Below are 17,751 nucleotides of genomic sequence, written 5' to 3'. Positions count from 1 at the left end.
GACGGGTGACACTTGTACTGACGCGTGGTGATCTGGAGTCCGTCCTGGAACCGGAGGCCTGTCTGGCCGTCCTGCGGGAGGGGTTCCGGACCGCGGACGCCGTGCCCGTCGCCGGGCAACGGGTGCGGACCGACCTGCCGTTCCCCGGCACGGCCACCGCGCTGATCCCCGGCCTGCTGCCGGGGATCGAGGCGTACACGGTGAAGGTCAACGCCAAGTTCCCGGGCTCGCAACCGGCGTTGCGCGGAGTGATCTGCCTGCACAGCGGGCAGGACGGCGAGCTGCTTGCGCTGCTGGACTCGGCCACGGTGACGGCTTGGCGTACGGGGCTGGCGGCGGCGTTGGGCACGCATGTGCTGGCCGGCTCCGGCTCCGCCTCGGGAGAGGTCCTGGGCGTGATCGGCGCCGGGGCCCAGGCCGAGTTGATGGTGCGGGGCCTGACGGTGCTGCGGCCGCACAGCGAACTCGTCGTCCATGACACGGACGCCGAACGGGCAGCCGAGTTCGCCGCACGGCACGGTGGCCGGGTGGTGGGCTCGCCGAAGGACGTCGCGGCGGCCGCCGACACCGTACTGATGGCCACCTGGGCCCGGTCACCGCTGCTGCGGCTGGCGGACACACGGGAGGGGCAGCACTTCACGAGCCTCGGGGCCGACGAACCCGGCAAGGAGGAGCTGGCCGCGGATCTGCTGCGGGCGGCGCTGCTGGTCGTGGACCACCGCGAACTCGCCGCGAGCATGGGGGCCCTGGCGGCGGCCGGGCTTCCGGCGACGGCCGCCGATGCCACGCTGGGGGACGTACTGCGAAGCGAGCATCCGGGACGCGCGAGCGCCGTGAGCCGTACCGTCTACGCCCCGGTCGGGCTGCCCTGGCAGGACCTGGCGTTGAGCTGGGTGGCGTATGGGGCGGCGCAGCGGGAGGGCATCGGGCGGCGGGTGGACCTGCTGGCGTGAGTGCCGCGTGAGCGCGCGGTGTTCCACGATCGGTCCCGGTCGTCCGAGAGCGCTCTCACCTCCGCCGCAACCACGGCTATCCTGATCCGCAACCGCCGACGAGGAGCCCCGCAGTGACCGAAACCGCCCCACGTCCCACCCTGGAGGCCGTGGCCGCCCGGGCCGGGGTCTCGCGGGCCACCGTGTCCCGGGTCGTCAACGGCGGGGACGGAGTCCGGGAGCCGCTCGTGGAGCGGGTCCGCGCGGCGGTGGAGGAACTCGGGTACGTACCCAATCAGGCCGCCCGCAGCCTCGTGACCCGGCGCCATGACGCCATCGCCGTCGTCGTCGCCGAACCCGAGACCCGCGTCTTCGCCGACCCCTTTTTCGCGCGGCAACTGCGCGGCATCAGCAAGGAACTGACGGCCCACGACAACCAGCTGGTGCTGCTCCTCACGGAGGGCCGCGACGACCACGCCCGCGTCGGCCGCTACCTCGCCGGCGGCCATGTCGACGGGGCGCTCGTCTTCTCGCTGCACCTCGACGACCCGCTGCCCGCACTGATCCAGCACGCCGGGATCCCCACCGTGTTCGGCGGACGGCCCGGGTGGAGCGGCGACCAGCGTGGCGTGGTGTACGTCGACACCGACAACCGCGGCGGCGCCCGTGACGCCGTACGGCACCTCGTCGGCCTCGGCCGCAACCGCATCGCGCACATCACCGGCGCCCTCGACCAGACGTCGGCGGTGGACCGGCTCGACGGATACCGGGATGTCATGGTCGACGCCGATCCACGGCTGATCGTCGAGGGTGACTTCACACCGGCCGGCGGCGAACGGGCGATGCGTGAACTGCTCGAACGCTGCCCCGACCTGGACGCCGTGTTCGCCGCGAACGACCTCACCGCGGCGGGTGCGCTGCGGGTGCTGCGCGAGTCGGGGCGGCGGGTGCCGGAAGAGGTCGCCGTGGTCGGGTTCGACGACATGCTGCCGGTGGCGGACCAGACCGAACCGCCGCTCACGACGGTCCGTCAGGACATCGAGGAGATGGGCCGGCTGATGGCCCGGCTGCTGCTGCGCGGCCTCGACCGCCGCACCGGTGAGCAGGTGGGAGGCGCGCCGTCCAACGTCGTCCTGCCGACGACGCTGATCCGGCGCGCATCCGCTTAGGCGGTCGGGCGGACTCAGCTCGGCGCCGCGCTCTTGATCACCGCGAAGCGGGCGCCGTACGGGTCGGTGAGCTTGGCGATTCGGCCGATGTCCGGCAGGTCCGTGGCAGGCATGCGGACGGTGCCGCCCAGTTCCTGCGCCCTGGCGACCGTGGCGTCCGTGTCGGTGACCTCGAAGTACGGCAGCCAGTGCGCCGGGCCGTCCGCCTCCGCCGGGTCGTCGGCCTTGTCGACGACCCCGCCGAACATGGCGTCCTCCCCTTGGCCCGCGGGGCTGAACGTCGTGTAGGTGCCGCCGTAGTAGTCGAGGGCGAAGGTCTCCATGCCGAGCGTGGTGTTGTAGAAGCCTGCCGCGGCCGGTACGTCCGTGGTGTACAGCTCCAGCCAGCACAGTGTCCCGGGCTCGTTCATGACGTCGAGGCCCTTGTTGGTGCCGGGCTGCCAGAGGCCGAAGCCCACGCCTGCCTTGTCGGCGAGGATGGCCATGCGGCCCATGTCCAGCACGTCCATGGGCTGCACCAGTACCGCGCCGTGCGCCTGCTCGGCCGCCTTGGCCGTGGCGTCCGCGTTCGGGGTCTGGAAGTACACCGTCCAGGACGGCGGGCCCTGCTCCTCGGTGGTCTGCATGCCGCCGGCCGTGGTCCTGCCGTCGAGTTGGAAGAGGCCGTAGCCGCCGGTCTCGGGCCCGCCCGGCTGGAACCGCCAGCCGAACAGGCCGCCGTAGAAGGAACTGGCGCCGTCGATGTCGGGGGTGCCGACGTCGATCCAGTTCGGCGCGCCGGTGACATAACGGGTGGTGAGCATCATCGCCCTCCTCGGAAGGGTCCCGTTGTCTGCTCTGCCGAGTCTTGCACCGCCCACTGACAATCGCTGCCGGAGCGCTGCCGTCGGCTCGTCGAGGGACCGCTGCGGCCATCGCGGGTGACCAGGAGGGGCCTCTTGGTTTTCACCCGTTTCCGCGCGCGCCGCCGTGCATCGCCGCGCACGGAGGGAGACCATCGAGTCGGCCGGGGGCCTTGAGGCGCGGCGTTGATCGGGCGTTGATCGAACGTTTTTCGCCGACCGGCACGATCCTGCGCATGCTCATCGACACGATCACAACGATCACCTCGCCCGACCTGGACTGGCAGCAGGAGGCGTTGTGCGCGCAGACCGGGGCGGACTTCTTCTTCCCTGAGCCGGGCAGCTCCGTACGCGAGGCGAAGCGGATCTGCGGCATGTGCCCGATCCGCTCCGCCTGCCTGGAGTGGGCCCTCGACAACGACGAACGCTTCGGCGTCTGGGGCGGCCTGTCGGAGAAGGAACGCCTGGAACTCAGGCGTGCGTCACGCTGAGCGGGGTGATCGCGCCGGGCCGTCGGCCGGGTGCGGCGGCGGTGCTCTGCGCGACGGACGACCCGTGTCGACCGGTCGGCCAGGGCATTGCCGCCGGCATCAGGCGCAGCCTGGGGGCGCTGAGCGCGCACATCCCGCCCGGTCGAGGGTGTCACCGACGTGGCAGCTGGGCAGCGGGCACGGCACCGCGCCCGGCCCGTCCTCGCGCTCCAAGGCCCGGCCGCGGCCCTCAGCTCGCCGACGTGGTCCGGGGACCGCAGCGCGCGGGGCCGCTCAGGAGCCCGTGCTCTCAGCCCGGCCCGCAGCGCTCCCCGCCGCCTCAGTCAGGTTCCGTCAGGCCCCGGCGCGAGCCGCCATGCGGGCCTTGCGGGCCGCCAGCTTCTCGTCGAACTTGACGGCCTCCGCGTCCAGGCCGCCCATGTACAGTCCCAGCTCCTCCTGGGCCTTCTGGCCCTCGGGGCCGAGGCCGTCGATCTCCATGATCTTCAGGAAGCGCAGGACGGGCTGGAGGACGTCGTCGTGGTGGATGCGCATGTTGTAGACCTCGCCGATGGCCATCTGCGCGGCGGCGCGCTCGAAGCCGGGGATGCCGTGGCCGGGCATGCGGAAGTTGACCACCACGTCCCGCACGGCCTGCATCGTGAGGTCGGGGGCGAGGTCGAACGCGGCCTTCAGCAGGTTCCGGTAGAAGATCATGTGCAGGTTCTCGTCGGTCGCGATGCGCGCCAGCATGCGGTCGCAGATCGGGTCACCCGACTGGTGGCCGGTGTTGCGGTGCGAGATCCGGGTCGCGAGCTCCTGGAAGGCGACGTAGGCGACCGAGTGCAGCATCGAGTGCCGGTTGTCCGACTCGAAGCCCTCGCTCATGTGCGACATCCGGAACTGCTCCAGCTTGTCCGGGTCCACCGCGCGCGAGGTGAGCAGGTAGTCGCGCATCACGATGCCGTGCCGCCCCTCCTCGGCGGTCCAGCGGTGCACCCAGGTCCCCCAGGCGCCGTCGCGGCCGAAGAGCGAGGCGATCTCGTGGTGGTAGCTGGGGAGATTGTCCTCGGTGAGGAGGTTCACGATCAGGGCGATGCGGCCGATCTCGGTGACCTTGGACTGCTCCTTGTCCCAGGCGTCGCCATCCTCGAAGAAGCCGGGGAAGTTGCGGCCGTCGGTCCACGGCACGTACTCGTGCGGCATCCAGTCCTTGGCGACCGTCAGATGCCGGTTGAGTTCATTCTCGACAACTTCCTCCAACGCGTACAGCAGGCGGGCGTCGGTCCAGACGGCGGGGCTGCCAAGGTGAGGGGAAGTAATCGTCACGGGAACTCCAGGGGGACGCACAACACGGGAAGGGTGGCCGGCGAGCGGTTGCCGGGAACCTACGGAATCGTAGGCTACGAAACCGTAGGTTACGTAGCCGTAGGTTAAGGGCAGCGTAAAGACCGCTGATCAGCCCCGTTCCGTTGAGAGTTCACGGGTGTGCGAACAGCCCCGGGACCCGCAGGTCTCGGGGCTGAACGAGTGCAGCACTCAGTCGGTCAGGCGTACAGATCCCGCATCCGTACCGAGAGACATGTCACACACCCTTCGAGCTTCTCGAACTCGCCGATATCGACCAGAACGGGCTCGTGGCCGAGGTCGGCGAGCAGTTCCGCCGTCTTCGGCGCACTGGCGGCCATCAGCAGCTTCTCGCCGCCGAGCAGCACCACGTGCGCCCCGGACTCCTCGGGCACCGGCAGGAAGCGGGGGAAGAGGGACGGGGCGTCCAGCTGCGGTATGCGGCCCAGAATCGTTCCGTCGGGCAGCGCCGTGATCGCCGACTTCAGGTGCAGCACTTTGCTCACCGGCACGGCGACGACCCGCGCCCCCAGCGGTTCGAACGCGGCCCGCAGCTGCTGGACGCCGGCCGCGTTGGTACGGCCGCCCCGGCCGACGTAGATCGTGTCGCCGACCTTCAGCACGTCGCCGCCGTCCAGCGTGCCCGGCTCCCAGATCCAGTTCACGGAGCAGCCGAGCGAGGCCACGGCCTCCTCGACGCCGAGGGTCTCGTCGCGCCGGGACTCGGCACCGGGCCGGGTGATCAGCGCGACGTTCTTGTACATGACGACGGTGTCCTCGACGAACACCGAGTCGGGGCAGTCGTCGGCCGGGTCCACCTCGACCGTCTCCCAGCCGTGCGTGCGCAGGGCCTCTACGTACGCCTCCCACTGCTCGACCGCGAGATCGACGTCGATCTTCTCGCGCTCGATGTGCGTGACCAGCCCTTCGGCGAGGCGGGGGCCGGGGCGGCGGACGAGGGCCTTCTTGCTGGGCACGACGGGATCTCCGGATCGGTGGCAGGGTTCGGCGCCCATGATGCATGGGGCACCGATCCGCCATGATGCAGGGCGCCTGGGCCCGCACAAAACCCCTGCGGTCAGGCTGTGGCCCTCCTGAGATGCTCCGCGGTGAAGGACCCGTGCGTTTTGCGGAGCTGTTGCGGGGTTCCCTCGAAGATCACCCGTCCGCCGTCCCGGCCGCCGTCCGGACCCAGGTCGATGACCCAGTCGGCGTGCGCCACGACGTCCAGGTTGTGCTCGACGACCACCACCGTGTTGCCCGTGTCGACCAGCCGGTCCAGCAGGCCGAGCAGCCCGTCGACGTCCGACATGTGCAGTCCGGTCGTCGGTTCGTCGAGGACGTACACCGCTCCGCTGCGGTGCAGCCGTGTCGCCAGCTTGATGCGCTGCCGCTCGCCGCCGGAGAGCGTGGACAGCGGCTGGCCCAGCGTGAGGTACGTCAGCCCCACGTCCCGCAATGCCCGCAGCCGGCGCCGTACGCCCGAGTCCTGGAAGAACTCCAGCGCCTGGTCGGCCGTCATCCCCAGCACATCCGCGATCGAGTTGCCCTCCACGGTCAGCCGCAGCACCTCGTCCTTGAAGCGCCGCCCGTCGCAGTCGTGGCACGTCGTCGTCACCGGGTCCATGAAGGCGAGGTCGGTGTAGATGATCCCGCGGCCTTCACAGGTGCCGCACGCGCCGGTCGAGTTGAAGCTGAAGAACCCCGGTTCGGCGCCCGTCTCGCGGGCGAAGATCTTCCGTACGGTGTCCATGATTCCCAGATACGTCGCCGGCGTCGATCGTGCGGAGATCCCGATCGACGACTGGTCCACGACCACGGCGTCGGCGTGCGCGCCGGTGAACTCCCCGACCAGCGTGCTCTTTCCGGACCCGGCGACCCCGGTCACCACCGTGAGCACCCCGGTCGGGAACTCCACCGTCACGTCCCGCAGGTTGTGCCGGCCGGCGCCCTTCACCCAGAGCCCGCCGTCCGCCGTGCGTACGTCCTCCTTGATCGCGGTACGGCGGCCCAGGCACCGCCCGGTCACCGTGCCCGACCCGGCCAGGTCGCCCGGACGCCCCTCGAACACCACCTCTCCGCCGCCCGCACCGGCCGCCGGGCCCATGTCGACGACGTGATCGGCGAGCGCGATGACGTCCCGGTCGTGCTCGACGACCAGCACGGTGTTGCCCTTGTCGCGCAGCCGCAGCAGCAGGTCGCCCAGGCGGCCGACGTCACGCGGGTGCAGGCCGACGCTGGGCTCGTCGAAGATGTACGTCATGCCGGTGAGGCTGGAGCCCAGGTGCCGTACGGTCTTCAGGCGCTGTCCCTCGCCGCCGGAGAGCGTGGACGTCTCGCGGTCGAGGCTGAGGTAGCCGAGGCCGATGGCGTCGATGCGTTCGAGGGCGGTGACGGCGGCCCGGGCGATCGGTCCGGCGACCGGGTCGTCGATGTCCTTGAGTGCCGCGATCAGGTCGCTGACCTGCATACGCGCGCACTCGGCGATGTTCATGCCGTTGATCCGGGTCGAGAGCGCCGCCGTATTCAGGCGGGCCCCCTTGCAGACCGGGCAGGTGCCCTCCGCCAGGAACTCGCGCACCAGGTCGCGGGTCTTCTGGCTCATCGCCGACAGGTCCCGCTTCAGGTACAGCCGCTCGAAGCGGGTGGCCAGCCCCTCGTACTCGGTGGTCCAGGTGCCGCCCGTGCCGTTGACGGTGACCTTGCTGCCCGGGCGGCCGCGCATCAGGAACTCCCGCTCGGCGGCGGTGAAGCGCCTGACGGGCTTGTGCGGGTCGAGTTCGGCGCTGTTGGTGTACGCCTGCCCCTGCCAGGTGCCCGCCGCGAACGGCGGGAAGCGGACCGCTCCGTCGGCCAGTGAGCGGTCCGGGTCGAGGATGCGGTCCCAGTCCGGCCGTACGGTCCGGCCCAGGCCGTCGCACTCCGGGCACATGCCCGAGGGCTCGTTGAACGAGTACGCGGTCGCCGGCCCGGCGCTCGGCGTGCCGTGCCGGGAGAACAGCACCCGGATCACCGAGTAGATGTCCGTCATCGTGCCGACCGTGGACCGGGAGTGGCCCCCGATCGGCCGCTGGTCGACGACGATCGCGGGCGAGAGGTCCTCCAGCGCCTCCGCGTGCGGCCGCTCGTACTTGGGCAGCCGGTTGCGCACGAACCAGGTGAAGGTCTCGTTGAGCTGGCGCTGCGACTCGACCGCGATCGTGTCGAAGACGATCGACGACTTCCCCGACCCCGAAACGCCGGTGAACACGGTCAGCCGGCCTTTCGGGATACGGAGAGCGACGTCCTTGAGGTTGTTCTCCCTTGCTCCGGTGATGGTGATGAAATCGGGCATGAAGTCGGCCATGCAGTCGAAGCTAGGCGGGATACCCGACAGCTTCTGGCGTGATTTCCTTCAGTTCTCCGTCCTCCACCATCAGCCAGCGCGTGATGCCGATCGACTCCAGGAACGGCAGGTCGTGACTGGCCACGATCAGCGCCCCCTCGTACGACTCCAGGGCCGAGGTGAGCTGTCGAACGCTCGCCATGTCCAGGTTGTTCGTCGGCTCGTCCAGCATCAGCAGCTGCGGCGCGGGCTCTGCGAGCATCAGAGCGGCCAGTGCCGCCCGGAAGCGTTCGCCGCCGGACAGCGTCGCCGCCTTCTGGTCGGCCCGTGCGCCCCGGAACAGGAAGCGGGCCAGCCGCGCCCGGACCCGGTTGTTGGTGGCGGCCGGCGCGAACCGGGCCACGTTCTCGGCGACGCTCAGCTCGCCGTCCAGCACGTCGAGCCGCTGCGGCAGGAACCGCAGGGGCACATGGGCCTGCGCCACGCCGGAGACGGGCGCCAGCTCCCCGGCGATCGTCCGCAGCAGCGTCGTCTTGCCCGAGCCGTTGCGCCCGATCAGCGCGATCCGCTCCGGTCCACGCAGATCGAAGCCACCGGCGACACGCGCGCCGTACGCGAGCTCCAGGTCCATCAGCGTGAGCACGGTGCGGCCCGGCGGTACGGCCGTGTACGGCAGGTCGACGCGGATCTCGTCGTCGTCCCGTACGGCGTCCACCGCGTCGTCGAGCCGCTCCTTCGCCTCGGCGAGCTTCTCCTCGTGCATGATGCGGTGCTTGCCGGCGGACTCCTGCGCCGCCCGCTTGCGCGCCCCCATGACGATCTTCGGCTCGCGCTTCTGGTCCCACATCTTCTGTCCGTACCGCCTCCTGCGGGCCAACTTGACCTGGGCGTCGACGAGTTCGCGCTTCTGCTTCTTCAGGTCGGACTCGGCCACGCGCACCATGCGCTCGGCCGCCTCCTGTTCGGTGGCGAGCGCCTCCTCGTAGGCGGAGTAGTTGCCGCCGAACCAGGTGACCTCGCCGGAGCGCAGATCGGCGATCTGGTCCACGAGTTCCAGGAGTTCGCGGTCGTGGCTGACGACCACCATCACCCCCGGCCAGGACGCGACGGCCGCGTACAGCCGCCTGCGTGCGTACAGGTCGAGGTTGTTGGTGGGCTCGTCCAGCAGCAGGACGTCCGGGCGGCGCAGCAGCAGTGCGGCCAGCCGCAGCAGCACCGACTCGCCGCCCGACACCTCACCGATCGTGCGGTCCAACTCGATGTGTGCGAGCCCGAGTTCACCGAGGGTGGCGAGGGCGCGCTCCTCGACGTCCCAGTCGTCGCCGACGGTCTCGAAGTGCCGCTCGGCCACGTCGCCCGCCTCGATGGCGTGCAGTGCGGCCCGCCGGTCCGCGATGCCGAGGGCCTCGTCGACCTTCAAGCCGGTGTCGAGGGTGACGTTCTGCGGGAGGTAGCCGACCTCGCCCGCGACGCGTACGGCGCCGTCGGCCGGGGTGAGCTCACCGGCGATCAGCTTCAACAGGGTTGATTTCCCTGATCCGTTGATGCCGACGAGACCGGTCCGGCCGGGGCCGAACGCGACGTCGAGGCCCTCGAAGACGGGGCTGCCGTCGGGCCAGGTGAAGGAAAGGGACGTACAGGTGATGGAAGTAGACATACGGGCCTCCGCGGATGCTCGAAGCGATCAAGGGCAAACGCGTTTCGAGACACCGGCGACCGACGGGGAGGCCTCGGGAGGGTATGAGAAAAGCCCTGTTCCGGAGGACGGCTCGAATGCCGAGGTCGCACGCTGCGCACACACACTTCAGGTGTGTGACGCGGTGTCTCAGGACCTCAGACGAGCAACGTCCTTCTCCAATCGACGGCAACAGGACCGCTGTAAACCGTAGGAGGGGACAGGGAGGGTGTCAACGCAATTAACGCGCCGCAGGCCAGGCGGCGCGTTCGGAGTGGTACGCCCGGGGGAGTGCGCCTCAGCAGGCGTCCCGCATCAGCTCCGCCAGGTCGTGGTCCAGGTCCAGCTGGAGGTGCTCCAGACCGAGCGGCACCAGTTCGCTCGTGGACTGCAGGAAGCGACGGATCTCGCCGGAGCGGATGTGCACGACGGCGGTGCCCTCGGGGGCGTGGAACTCCAGGACCGTACGGTCGTAGCCGTACGGCCGCACGCGGACGTCGCCGTGGCCCTCGGGTGCCTCCAGGCCGGCCACGAGCAGCTCGCGGCTGAAGGTCCAGCAGACCTCCACGCCCTCCAGCGTCGCCGGGGCCGGGAAGGTCATGCGCACGGCGAACGGGTCGCTGCGGTCGTAGTGAAGGGTGGCCGGAATGCTCGGCATCCGCGGCGCGGCGGCGACGAGACGGGCCTCTACGGGCTGCTCGATTACGGTGGACAACGCCTTGCTCCCTTGTGACGGCTGGACGAACATCCGGGCGGACGCGACGGGCACTGGTAGAGACGACGGAATCAGCCAATCCGTGCACACGAATGGCGAGTGACCTCTGTCACCGCCTTCATGCACGGGAGTGGTGCGTTCGCCCTGCAGTGCCGGGAAAGTCATCTGTGGTCGTGTGTCGTCGTCTGCTCTCGCCCGTGGTCCGTGTGGTGGGCGTGGCCATCTGGACGGCACGGTGGCGGTCGGCTAGCTTCGCCCGCCATGAGGCGTTCGGGGAGCACGCGACGGGTTGGGCGTACGTTTCGGACAGTGGCCGCGGGGGTGGCCTGCGGGGCCGCGCTGGCCGCGCTGACGGCCGTACCGGCACAGGCGCACGGGCCGCAGAGCCGGGCGCCGCACTGGGAGGCCAAGGACAGCGGTACGCCCGAGGTGCGTTTCCGGGGGCTGTCCGCCGTCAGCCGGAACACCGCGTGGCTGGCCGGAACCGGGGGCACCGTTCTGCGCACCGGCGACGGCGGCGCGAGCTGGCGGAACGTCTCGCCGCCCGGCGCCGCCGAGTTGCAGTTCCGGGACATCGAGGCGTTCGACGGGCGCCGCGCGGTGGTGCTGGCCATCGGGGAGGGCGAGGCGTCCCGCGTGTACCGCACGGACGACGGCGGCGCGACCTGGACCGAATCCTTCCGCAACACCGACGCGCGGGCCTTCTACGACTGCATGACCTTCTTCGACCGCCGCCACGGCCTGGCGATGAGCGACCCGGTGGACGGCAGGTTCCGCATCCTGTCGACCAGCGACGGCGGCCGCTCATGGAAGGTGCTGCCCAGTGCCGGCATGCCCGCGGCCCAGGAGGGCGAGGCCGGCTTCGCGGCGAGCGGGCAGTGCCTGGTGAGCTCCGGGCCGAAGGACGTCTGGCTGGCCACCGGCGGGGCCGCACGCGCGCGTGTGCTGCACTCCCGCGACCGGGGGCTGACCTGGACGGCCGCCGACTCGCCGATCCCGGCGGGCGATCCGGCGCGCGGCGTCTTCGCCCTCGCCTTCCGCGACCGCACGCACGGCCTCGCCGTCGGCGGCGACTACCGCCCCGAGCAGGCATCCCCGCAGGCCGCCGCCCGCACCGGCGACGGGGGCGCCGGCTGGCAGCCCGCCGCGCTGCCGGTGCAGGCCTACCGCTCCGGTGTCGCCTGGCTCCCGCACAGCCGCAGCGCCGCCCTCGCGGTCGGCCCCACCGGCACCGACCTGACCGCCGACGGCGGGCGCACCTGGCGGACCGTCGACACCGGGTCGTACGACACCGTGGACTGCACGCCGGACCTGGGGTGCTGGGCGGCGGGGGAGAAGGGCCGGGTCGCACGGCTGGAGAGGTGACGGCGAATTGTGGGTACTCGGGCGCGGACTGCGAGAGGAGTGACCCGACATGCCACGCGGTTCGAGCCCCAAGCGGGAACGCCAGTACGAGCACATCAAGCAGAGCGCCCAGGACCGGGGCGAGAGCACCGGGCGGGCCGAGGAGATCGCGGCGCGCACGGTGAACAAGGAGCGCGCCCGGTCCGGCGAGTCGAAGACCGCCAGCCGCACGTCCACCCAGGACATGTCCTCCGGCAAGCGGGGTGGGCAGCGGTCGGGCAAGGGCTCCCAGGGGCCCACCTACGACCAGCTCTACGAGGAGGCCAAGCAGCGCAACATCCGCGGCCGTTCGGACATGAACAAGACCCAGCTCAAGCAGGCGCTGGGCAACAAGTGAGGCTCAGTCCGGCGTCTCGCGGTACCGCTCGAGTTCCGGCGCCGTCCTGGTCGCGTAGAACTCGGTGATCCGGTAGGCGCAGACCCCGGCCACCACGAACGGATCGGTCGCGGCGATCTCCTCGATCAGGGCCCGGTCCCCCGCGACGGCGAGGATCACCCCGCCGTCGCGGGGGTTCTTGCGCCCGGACGCCAGGAAGTGGCCCTTCGCGTACTGCTCGTCGAGCCACGCCACGTGTGCCTCCAGCACGGCGTCGACGGCCTCGATCGGTGCGGTGTACGTCAGCTCAAGCACGAACATGATCGCGAGCCTACCCCTGGGCCCACGGCGGCGTGCCCCCTCGCCGTACGCTCGTGCCCACCATGACGACCGTACCCATCCCGGCGGGCTGGCCCGCGACCGAGGAAGAAGCCCGCGCCGTCCAGGACGAGCTGCGCGAACGGGTGGTGCTCGACGAGGCCGGGCCACGGCCCGGATCCGGGCACGTGACCGGCGTCGACGTGGCCTACGACGACGAGCGGGACGTGGTGGCGGCAGCGGCCGTCGTGCTGGACGCCGCGACGCTCGAGGTCGTCGCCGAGTCCACTGCCGTCGGCCGGATCTCCTTCCCGTACGTCCCCGGCCTGCTCGCCTTCCGCGAGACCCCCACGGTGCTGGCCGCCCTCGACGCCCTGCCCTGCCCGCCCGGCCTGGTCGTCTGCGACGGCTACGGCCTCGCCCACCCCCGCCGCTTCGGCCTCGCCAGCCACCTCGGCGTCCTCACCGGCCTGTCCACGATCGGCGTCGCGAAGAACCCGTTCACCTTCACTTACGACGCCCCCGCCCCCACGCGCGGATCGTCCGCGCCCCTCCTGGCAGGCGACGAGGAGGTCGGCCGAGCCCTCCGCACCCGCACCGCGGTCAAGCCCGTCTTCATCTCGGTGGGCCACCGCGTCACCCTCCCCAACGCCTGCGCCCACACCCTCGCACTGACCCCCGAGTACCGCTTGCCGGAGACGACGCGGAGGGCGGATGCGTTGTGCCGACGGGTGTTGAAGGAGGCGAGCGGTACGAGGGCTTAGGCCACAGCCTCTCGACGCCGGCCCGCGTATTCCAGCCCGTCCGGCGTTTGAGGACGAGGCCGTTCAGGCCGACAGCGGGGGTCGGGGGGCAGCCCCCCAGGTTTGACGACAATCGAGCCAGCGGGCTGAGTACATCGTCTGAGTACCCGTACGGATGTCAGCCTCACGGGGTGGTCGGCAGGCTGAGCCCCATGGCAACGCACCGCTCCCCCAAGCCCCTCGCCGACCCCGACCGCCCCGTCGAGCGTGCCGTGACGGCCGCGCTGGTACTCGCCACCCTGGCCGGGCTCGGCTGGATCGTCGGGATGATCTACACGATCGCGGGGTGGCCGCTCTAGGGGTGGGGGACGGTTGCAGGATCGGTTCAGCGGGTGGCGGCCACCCGGAAGGTGATCCCCGCCGACCGCAGCCGCTCGATCAGGGCGTCTCCCATCGCCACGGCTGTCGTGACCTGCCCGGCCGTCGGAGGCAGATCGTCGAAGGCGAGGGACAGGGCCCCCTCCGCGAACATCTTCGCCGTCTCGCCGTACCCCGGGTCCCCGCCCGACACCTCGGTGTAGACCCGTCGGCCGCCGCCCTCTCCCACGAAGCGAACGGAGAACCAGCTCTTCGCCCGCTTCTCCGGGCCGGGCCCCTCGCCCGGCTTGAGCCGGTCCGACAACCAGCGCCGGGCGGGCGGCAGTTGGGCGGCCGTGAAGAGCCCGCCCATCGCCGCGACACCGCCGAGCGCAATCGGCAGATGCCGTACGGCGGCGTAGTGGCGGTAGCGGAAGTCGGGGCCGTAGCGATCGAGGGCCCGCGCGGACCGCTTGACGACCTGCGGGTCGATCGTCGGCAGCGGCACCGCCCACGCGCCGACCTCCTTGGCGAACCGCGGCGTGCCCGTCGGAGCCTGCGCCCGACGCCCCATCAGCCGCGGCTCGTGCCGGGCACGATCACGCGCGGCGGCCAGCATCTGACGCCCGCGCGCGAACTGGTTGAGCGCGGAGGCGAACGTGCCGCCCGAGAAGGCCGCATCGACGGTCACGAACCCGTCCACCGTCAGCGGCACGCCCTCCGGCAGTTGCTGGACGGTGAAGTACGCGCCCAGGTCGTGCGGGACGGAGTCGAAACCGCAGGCGTGCACCAGCCGCGCACCCGTCTCACGCGCGCGTGCGTCGTGCCGGACGTACGTCCGGTCCACGAACTCCGGCTCGCCCGACAGATCGAGATAGTCGGCGCCGGTGTCCGCGCAGGCCGCCACGAGGTCCTCGCCGTACGTCACATAGGGGCCCACCGTCGTGGCCACCACGCGCGCCTGCTCGGCAAGACTGCGCATCGAGGCCGGATCGGAGACGTCCGCCTCCAGCAGCCCGACCCCCTTGCCGCCGTCCGGCAGCCGGTCGCGCAGCCGCTCCAGCTTCTCCTTGCTGCGACCTGCGATCGCCCAGCGCAACCCCTCGGGCGCATGCGCGGCCAGGTACTCCGCGGTGAGAATCCCGACGAATCCCGTCGCTCCGAAGAGCACGATGTCGTACGGGCGATCCGTCCTGTCCAGCCTGGTCATGACACCCCTCGGTCTCGCAGCACGCGCCGTTGTCGGTGGCCGAGGCTAGCGTGAGGGGTGCGGAGCCCGACGACGAGCCCGGAGGTTAGCGGTGGCCGTGCCCAGGACTGCCCTGAAGAAGTGGGAAAAAGTACGCGAGTTCGCCCTCGGGATGCCGGGCGCCGTCGAGGAGTTCCCGTGGGGCGAGACGGTCGCGAAGGTCAACAAGAAGGTGTTCGTCTTCCTCGGCGTCGCCGACGGCAGCTATCCGATGGGCGTCACCGTGAAGCTCAAGGACGAGTCGGCCCACGCCCACGCACTCACGTGCCCGGGTGCCGAGCCCGCCGGATACGGCCTGGGCAAGGCGGGCTGGGTGAGCATCCCGCTGGAGCAGAAGGGCGCCCCGGCGGCTGAGCTGCTGTGCGACTGGGTGGAGGAGAGCTACCGGGTGATCGCGCCGAAACGGCTGATAGCGGAGCTGGACGGGCGCGACTGACGCGATAGGACGGTGACCGGCAGGGTGACCCGCCGGTAAATTGGCTAAGCGCTTGCTCGTCAGGTCTTGTGTCCGCTGGAACACGTTCTTAGCATCACTGGTGTTACATCAGTTGTGTCACGCCAATGGGGGCAGGATGACAACGGCACCGACGCCCGGGCACGGCCCGCTCACCGGCGTGCGCGTGGTCGAGCTGGCCGGCATCGGGCCCGGCCCCTTCGCCGCCATGCTCCTGGCCGACCTGGGCGCCGACGTCGTCCGCGTGGACCGGCCCGGCGGCACGGGACTCGCGATCAACACCGAGTACGACATCACCAACCGCAACAAGCGCTCCGTGATCGTCGACCTGAAGTCCGCCGACGGCGCGGCCCGCGTCCTCGACCTCGCCGCCCGCGCCGACATCCTGATCGAGGGCAACCGCCCCGGCGTCGCCGAGCGCCTCGGCGTCGGCCCCGAGGCCTGCCACGCCCGCAACCCCCGCCTCGTCTACGGCCGCATGACCGGCTGGGGGCAGGAGGGGCCGCTCGCCCACCGCGCCGGCCACGACATCGCGTACATCGCGCTCACCGGCACCCTCGGCATGATCGGCAGCCCCGACGAACCTCCGGCGGTGCCCGCCAACCTGGTCGGCGACTACGCCGGCGGCTCCCTCTACCTCGTCGTCGGCGTCCTCGCCGCCCTCCACCACGCGTGCGCGACCGGCTCCGGCCAGGTCGTCGACGCCGCCATCGTCGACGGCACCTCCCACCTCGCCGCGATGATCCACGGCATGCTCGCCGCCGGCGGCTGGCAGGACCGGCGCGGTGCGAACCTCCTGGACGGCGGCTGCCCGTACTACGGCACCTACGAGACCGCCGACGGGCGGTACATGGCCGTCGGCGCGCTGGAGCCGCAGTTCTACGACGAGTTCGTGACGCTTCTGGAGATCCCCGAACACGCCGGCGCGCGCAAGGACTGGGCCCGCTGGGGCGAGCTGCGCGAGGCGGTCGCGGCGCGCTTCAAGGCCCGAACGCGGGACGAGTGGACGGCCGTGTTCGAAGGGACCGACGCCTGTGTGGCGCCCGTACTGTCCCTGCACGAGGCCCCGCACCACCCGCACCTGGCGGCCCGCGGCACCTTCACCGACCACGGCGGCATCACCCAGCCCGCCCCCGCGCCCCGCTTCTCCGCGACGCCCACCGCCGTACGCACCGGACCCGCCCAGCCCGGCGCCGACACCGCGGACGTGGCACGCGACTGGGACGTACCCGACCTGATGAAGGGCCTCGATGTGGAGGACGCCGGTATGAAGGGCCACGAATGAAGCGGCAGATCTTCGCCCCCGAGCACGACGCGTTCCGCGCGACCGTGCGCAGCTTCCTGGCCAGGGAGGTGTTGCCGTACTACGAGCAGTGGGAGAAGGACGGCATCGTCTCCCGGGACGCCTGGCGCGCGGCCGGAAAGCAGGGCCTGCTCGGCTTCGCCGTGCCCGAGGAGTACGGAGGCGGCGGCACCCCCGACTTCCGCTACAGCGCCGTCCTCGCCGAGGAGTTCACGCGCGCGGGCGCCCCGGGCCTCGCGCTCGGCCTGCACAACGACATCATCGGCCCTTACCTCACATCGCTCGCCACCGACGAGCAGAAGCGTCGCTGGCTGCCCGGCTTCTGCGACGGCACGCTGATCACGGCCATCGCCATGACCGAACCCGGCGCCGGCTCCGACCTCCAGGGCATCCGTACCCACGCCGAGGACCGCGGCGACCACTGGGTCCTCAACGGCTCCAAGACGTTCATCTCCAACGGCATCCTCGCCGACCTGGTGATCGTCGTCGCGAAGACGACCCCCGAGGGCGGCGCGCACGGGCTGTCGCTGCTCGTCGTCGAGCGCGGCATGGAGGGCTTCGAGCGCGGCCGCAACCTCGACAAGATCGGCCAGAAGGCGCAGGACACGGCCGAACTGTTCTTCCACGACGTCCGCGTGCCCAAGGAGAACCTCCTCGGCGCCCTCAACGGCGCCTTCGTCCATCTCATGACGAACCTCGCGCAGGAGCGGCTGAGTATCGCGGTGTCCGCGATCGCCGCGGCCGAGCACCTGCTGGAGATCACCACCGACTACGTCAAGGAACGCGAGGCCTTCGGCCGGCCGCTGGCCACCAAGCAGCACGTCCGGTTCGAGATCGCCGAGATGGCCACCGAGTGTGCCGTCACCCGCACCTTCCTCGACCGCTGCATAGCGGACCACGACAACGGCGAGCTCGACGCCGTGCACGCCTCCATGGCCAAGTGGTGGGCGACCGAGTTGCAGAAGCGGGTCGCCGACCGCTGTCTGCAACTGCACGGCGGCTACGGCTACATGAGCGAATTCCCGGTCGCCCGGGCCTTCACCGACGGCCGTATCCAGACCATCTACGGCGGGACGACCGAGATCATGAAGGAGATCATCGGCCGTTCCCTGCTGGGCTAAGGCTCTTTCCT

The 17,751-nt window shown here is 71.0% G+C and carries 18 protein-coding genes; 10 read left to right on the top strand and 8 right to left on the bottom strand.

Features of this window, described 5'->3' with window-relative positions:
- Window positions 1-5 precede the first annotated feature (5 nt).
- Window positions 6-953 carry an ornithine cyclodeaminase family protein gene (locus tag OHT51_RS06655; RefSeq protein WP_328877955.1) on the top strand — a complete coding sequence of 316 codons (948 nt, stop codon included), beginning with the start codon at window positions 6-8 and terminating at the stop codon, window positions 951-953.
- 113 nt (window positions 954-1,066) lie between these two features.
- A complete protein-coding gene (locus OHT51_RS06650; RefSeq protein ID WP_328877954.1) occupies window positions 1,067-2,101 on the top strand; it encodes a LacI family DNA-binding transcriptional regulator in 1,035 nt (344 codons plus the stop codon).
- A 14-nt stretch (window positions 2,102-2,115) separates the two neighbouring features.
- Here the strand turns inward: OHT51_RS06650 and OHT51_RS06645 are convergent, their stop codons facing one another.
- Window positions 2,116-2,904: a VOC family protein gene (locus OHT51_RS06645; protein WP_328884258.1), complete on the bottom strand. Its 789-nt coding sequence runs from the start codon at window positions 2,902-2,904 to the stop codon at window positions 2,116-2,118.
- 275 nt (window positions 2,905-3,179) lie between these two features.
- On the opposite strand from OHT51_RS06645, the gene OHT51_RS06640 reads away from it, so the two are divergent.
- Window positions 3,180-3,434, top strand: coding sequence for a WhiB family transcriptional regulator (locus tag OHT51_RS06640; RefSeq protein ID WP_328877953.1), 255 nt, complete (start codon window positions 3,180-3,182; stop codon window positions 3,432-3,434).
- A 333-nt stretch (window positions 3,435-3,767) separates the two neighbouring features.
- Here OHT51_RS06640 and OHT51_RS06635 read toward each other — a convergent pair whose 3' ends face one another.
- From OHT51_RS06635 to OHT51_RS06615, 5 genes are all read right to left on the bottom strand, one after another.
- Window positions 3,768-4,742: an acyl-ACP desaturase gene (locus OHT51_RS06635; protein WP_328877952.1), complete on the bottom strand. Its 975-nt coding sequence runs from the start codon at window positions 4,740-4,742 to the stop codon at window positions 3,768-3,770.
- Between the two features lie 218 nt (window positions 4,743-4,960).
- Window positions 4,961-5,737: a dimethylargininase gene (gene ddaH, locus OHT51_RS06630; RefSeq protein ID WP_328877951.1), complete on the bottom strand. Its 777-nt coding sequence runs from the start codon at window positions 5,735-5,737 to the stop codon at window positions 4,961-4,963.
- A gap of 101 nt (window positions 5,738-5,838) precedes the next feature.
- On the bottom strand, window positions 5,839-8,094 hold the full coding sequence (locus tag OHT51_RS06625) for an excinuclease ABC subunit UvrA (protein ID WP_328884257.1): 2,256 nt from the start codon (window positions 8,092-8,094) through the stop codon (window positions 5,839-5,841).
- Between the two features lie 22 nt (window positions 8,095-8,116).
- Window positions 8,117-9,742, bottom strand: a complete 1,626-nt coding sequence (locus OHT51_RS06620; protein ID WP_328877950.1) for an ABC-F family ATP-binding cassette domain-containing protein — start codon at window positions 9,740-9,742, stop codon at window positions 8,117-8,119.
- 316 nt (window positions 9,743-10,058) lie between these two features.
- On the bottom strand, window positions 10,059-10,475 hold the full coding sequence (locus tag OHT51_RS06615; RefSeq protein WP_328877949.1) for an SsgA family sporulation/cell division regulator: 417 nt from the start codon (window positions 10,473-10,475) through the stop codon (window positions 10,059-10,061).
- A 261-nt stretch (window positions 10,476-10,736) separates the two neighbouring features.
- Between OHT51_RS06615 and OHT51_RS06610 the strand changes: the two genes are divergently transcribed.
- Window positions 10,737-11,840: an oxidoreductase gene (locus OHT51_RS06610; RefSeq protein ID WP_328877948.1), complete on the top strand. Its 1,104-nt coding sequence runs from the start codon at window positions 10,737-10,739 to the stop codon at window positions 11,838-11,840.
- Window positions 11,841-11,889: 49 nt separating this feature from the next.
- Window positions 11,890-12,216 carry a plasmid stabilization protein gene (locus OHT51_RS06605; protein WP_328877947.1) on the top strand — a complete coding sequence of 109 codons (327 nt, stop codon included), beginning with the start codon at window positions 11,890-11,892 and terminating at the stop codon, window positions 12,214-12,216.
- 3 nt (window positions 12,217-12,219) lie between these two features.
- Here OHT51_RS06605 and OHT51_RS06600 read toward each other — a convergent pair whose 3' ends face one another.
- Window positions 12,220-12,516, bottom strand: coding sequence for a YciI family protein (locus OHT51_RS06600; RefSeq protein WP_328877946.1), 297 nt, complete (start codon window positions 12,514-12,516; stop codon window positions 12,220-12,222).
- Between the two features lie 62 nt (window positions 12,517-12,578).
- On the opposite strand from OHT51_RS06600, the gene OHT51_RS06595 reads away from it, so the two are divergent.
- Together OHT51_RS06595 and mmpA are read left to right on the top strand one after the other, a co-directional pair.
- Window positions 12,579-13,277, top strand: coding sequence for an endonuclease V (locus OHT51_RS06595; protein ID WP_328877945.1), 699 nt, complete (start codon window positions 12,579-12,581; stop codon window positions 13,275-13,277).
- Window positions 13,278-13,468: 191 nt separating this feature from the next.
- Window positions 13,469-13,615, top strand: coding sequence for a morphogenic membrane protein MmpA (mmpA, locus tag OHT51_RS06590; protein ID WP_328877944.1), 147 nt, complete (start codon window positions 13,469-13,471; stop codon window positions 13,613-13,615).
- A 26-nt stretch (window positions 13,616-13,641) separates the two neighbouring features.
- Here mmpA and OHT51_RS06585 read toward each other — a convergent pair whose 3' ends face one another.
- A complete protein-coding gene (locus tag OHT51_RS06585) occupies window positions 13,642-14,823 on the bottom strand; it encodes a saccharopine dehydrogenase family protein (RefSeq protein ID WP_328877943.1) in 1,182 nt (393 codons plus the stop codon).
- A 91-nt stretch (window positions 14,824-14,914) separates the two neighbouring features.
- Here OHT51_RS06585 and OHT51_RS06580 point away from each other — a divergent pair, with 91 nt between their 5' ends.
- From OHT51_RS06580 to OHT51_RS06570, 3 genes are all read left to right on the top strand, one after another.
- On the top strand, window positions 14,915-15,298 hold the full coding sequence (locus tag OHT51_RS06580) for an MmcQ/YjbR family DNA-binding protein (protein ID WP_328877942.1): 384 nt from the start codon (window positions 14,915-14,917) through the stop codon (window positions 15,296-15,298).
- Between the two features lie 136 nt (window positions 15,299-15,434).
- Window positions 15,435-16,601: a CaiB/BaiF CoA transferase family protein gene (locus tag OHT51_RS06575; protein WP_328877941.1), complete on the top strand. Its 1,167-nt coding sequence runs from the start codon at window positions 15,435-15,437 to the stop codon at window positions 16,599-16,601.
- On the top strand, window positions 16,598-17,740 hold the full coding sequence (locus OHT51_RS06570) for an acyl-CoA dehydrogenase family protein (protein ID WP_328877940.1): 1,143 nt from the start codon (window positions 16,598-16,600) through the stop codon (window positions 17,738-17,740). Before OHT51_RS06575 ends, OHT51_RS06570 begins: the two co-directional genes overlap by 4 nt.
- The last annotated feature ends 11 nt before the right edge of the window (window positions 17,741-17,751 follow it).

The organism is Streptomyces sp. NBC_00299 (genome assembly GCF_036173045.1).
GTDB classification, from domain to species: Bacteria; Actinomycetota; Actinomycetes; order Streptomycetales; family Streptomycetaceae; genus Streptomyces; species Streptomyces machairae.
This window is presented reverse-complemented; position numbering and strand designations above follow the sequence as displayed.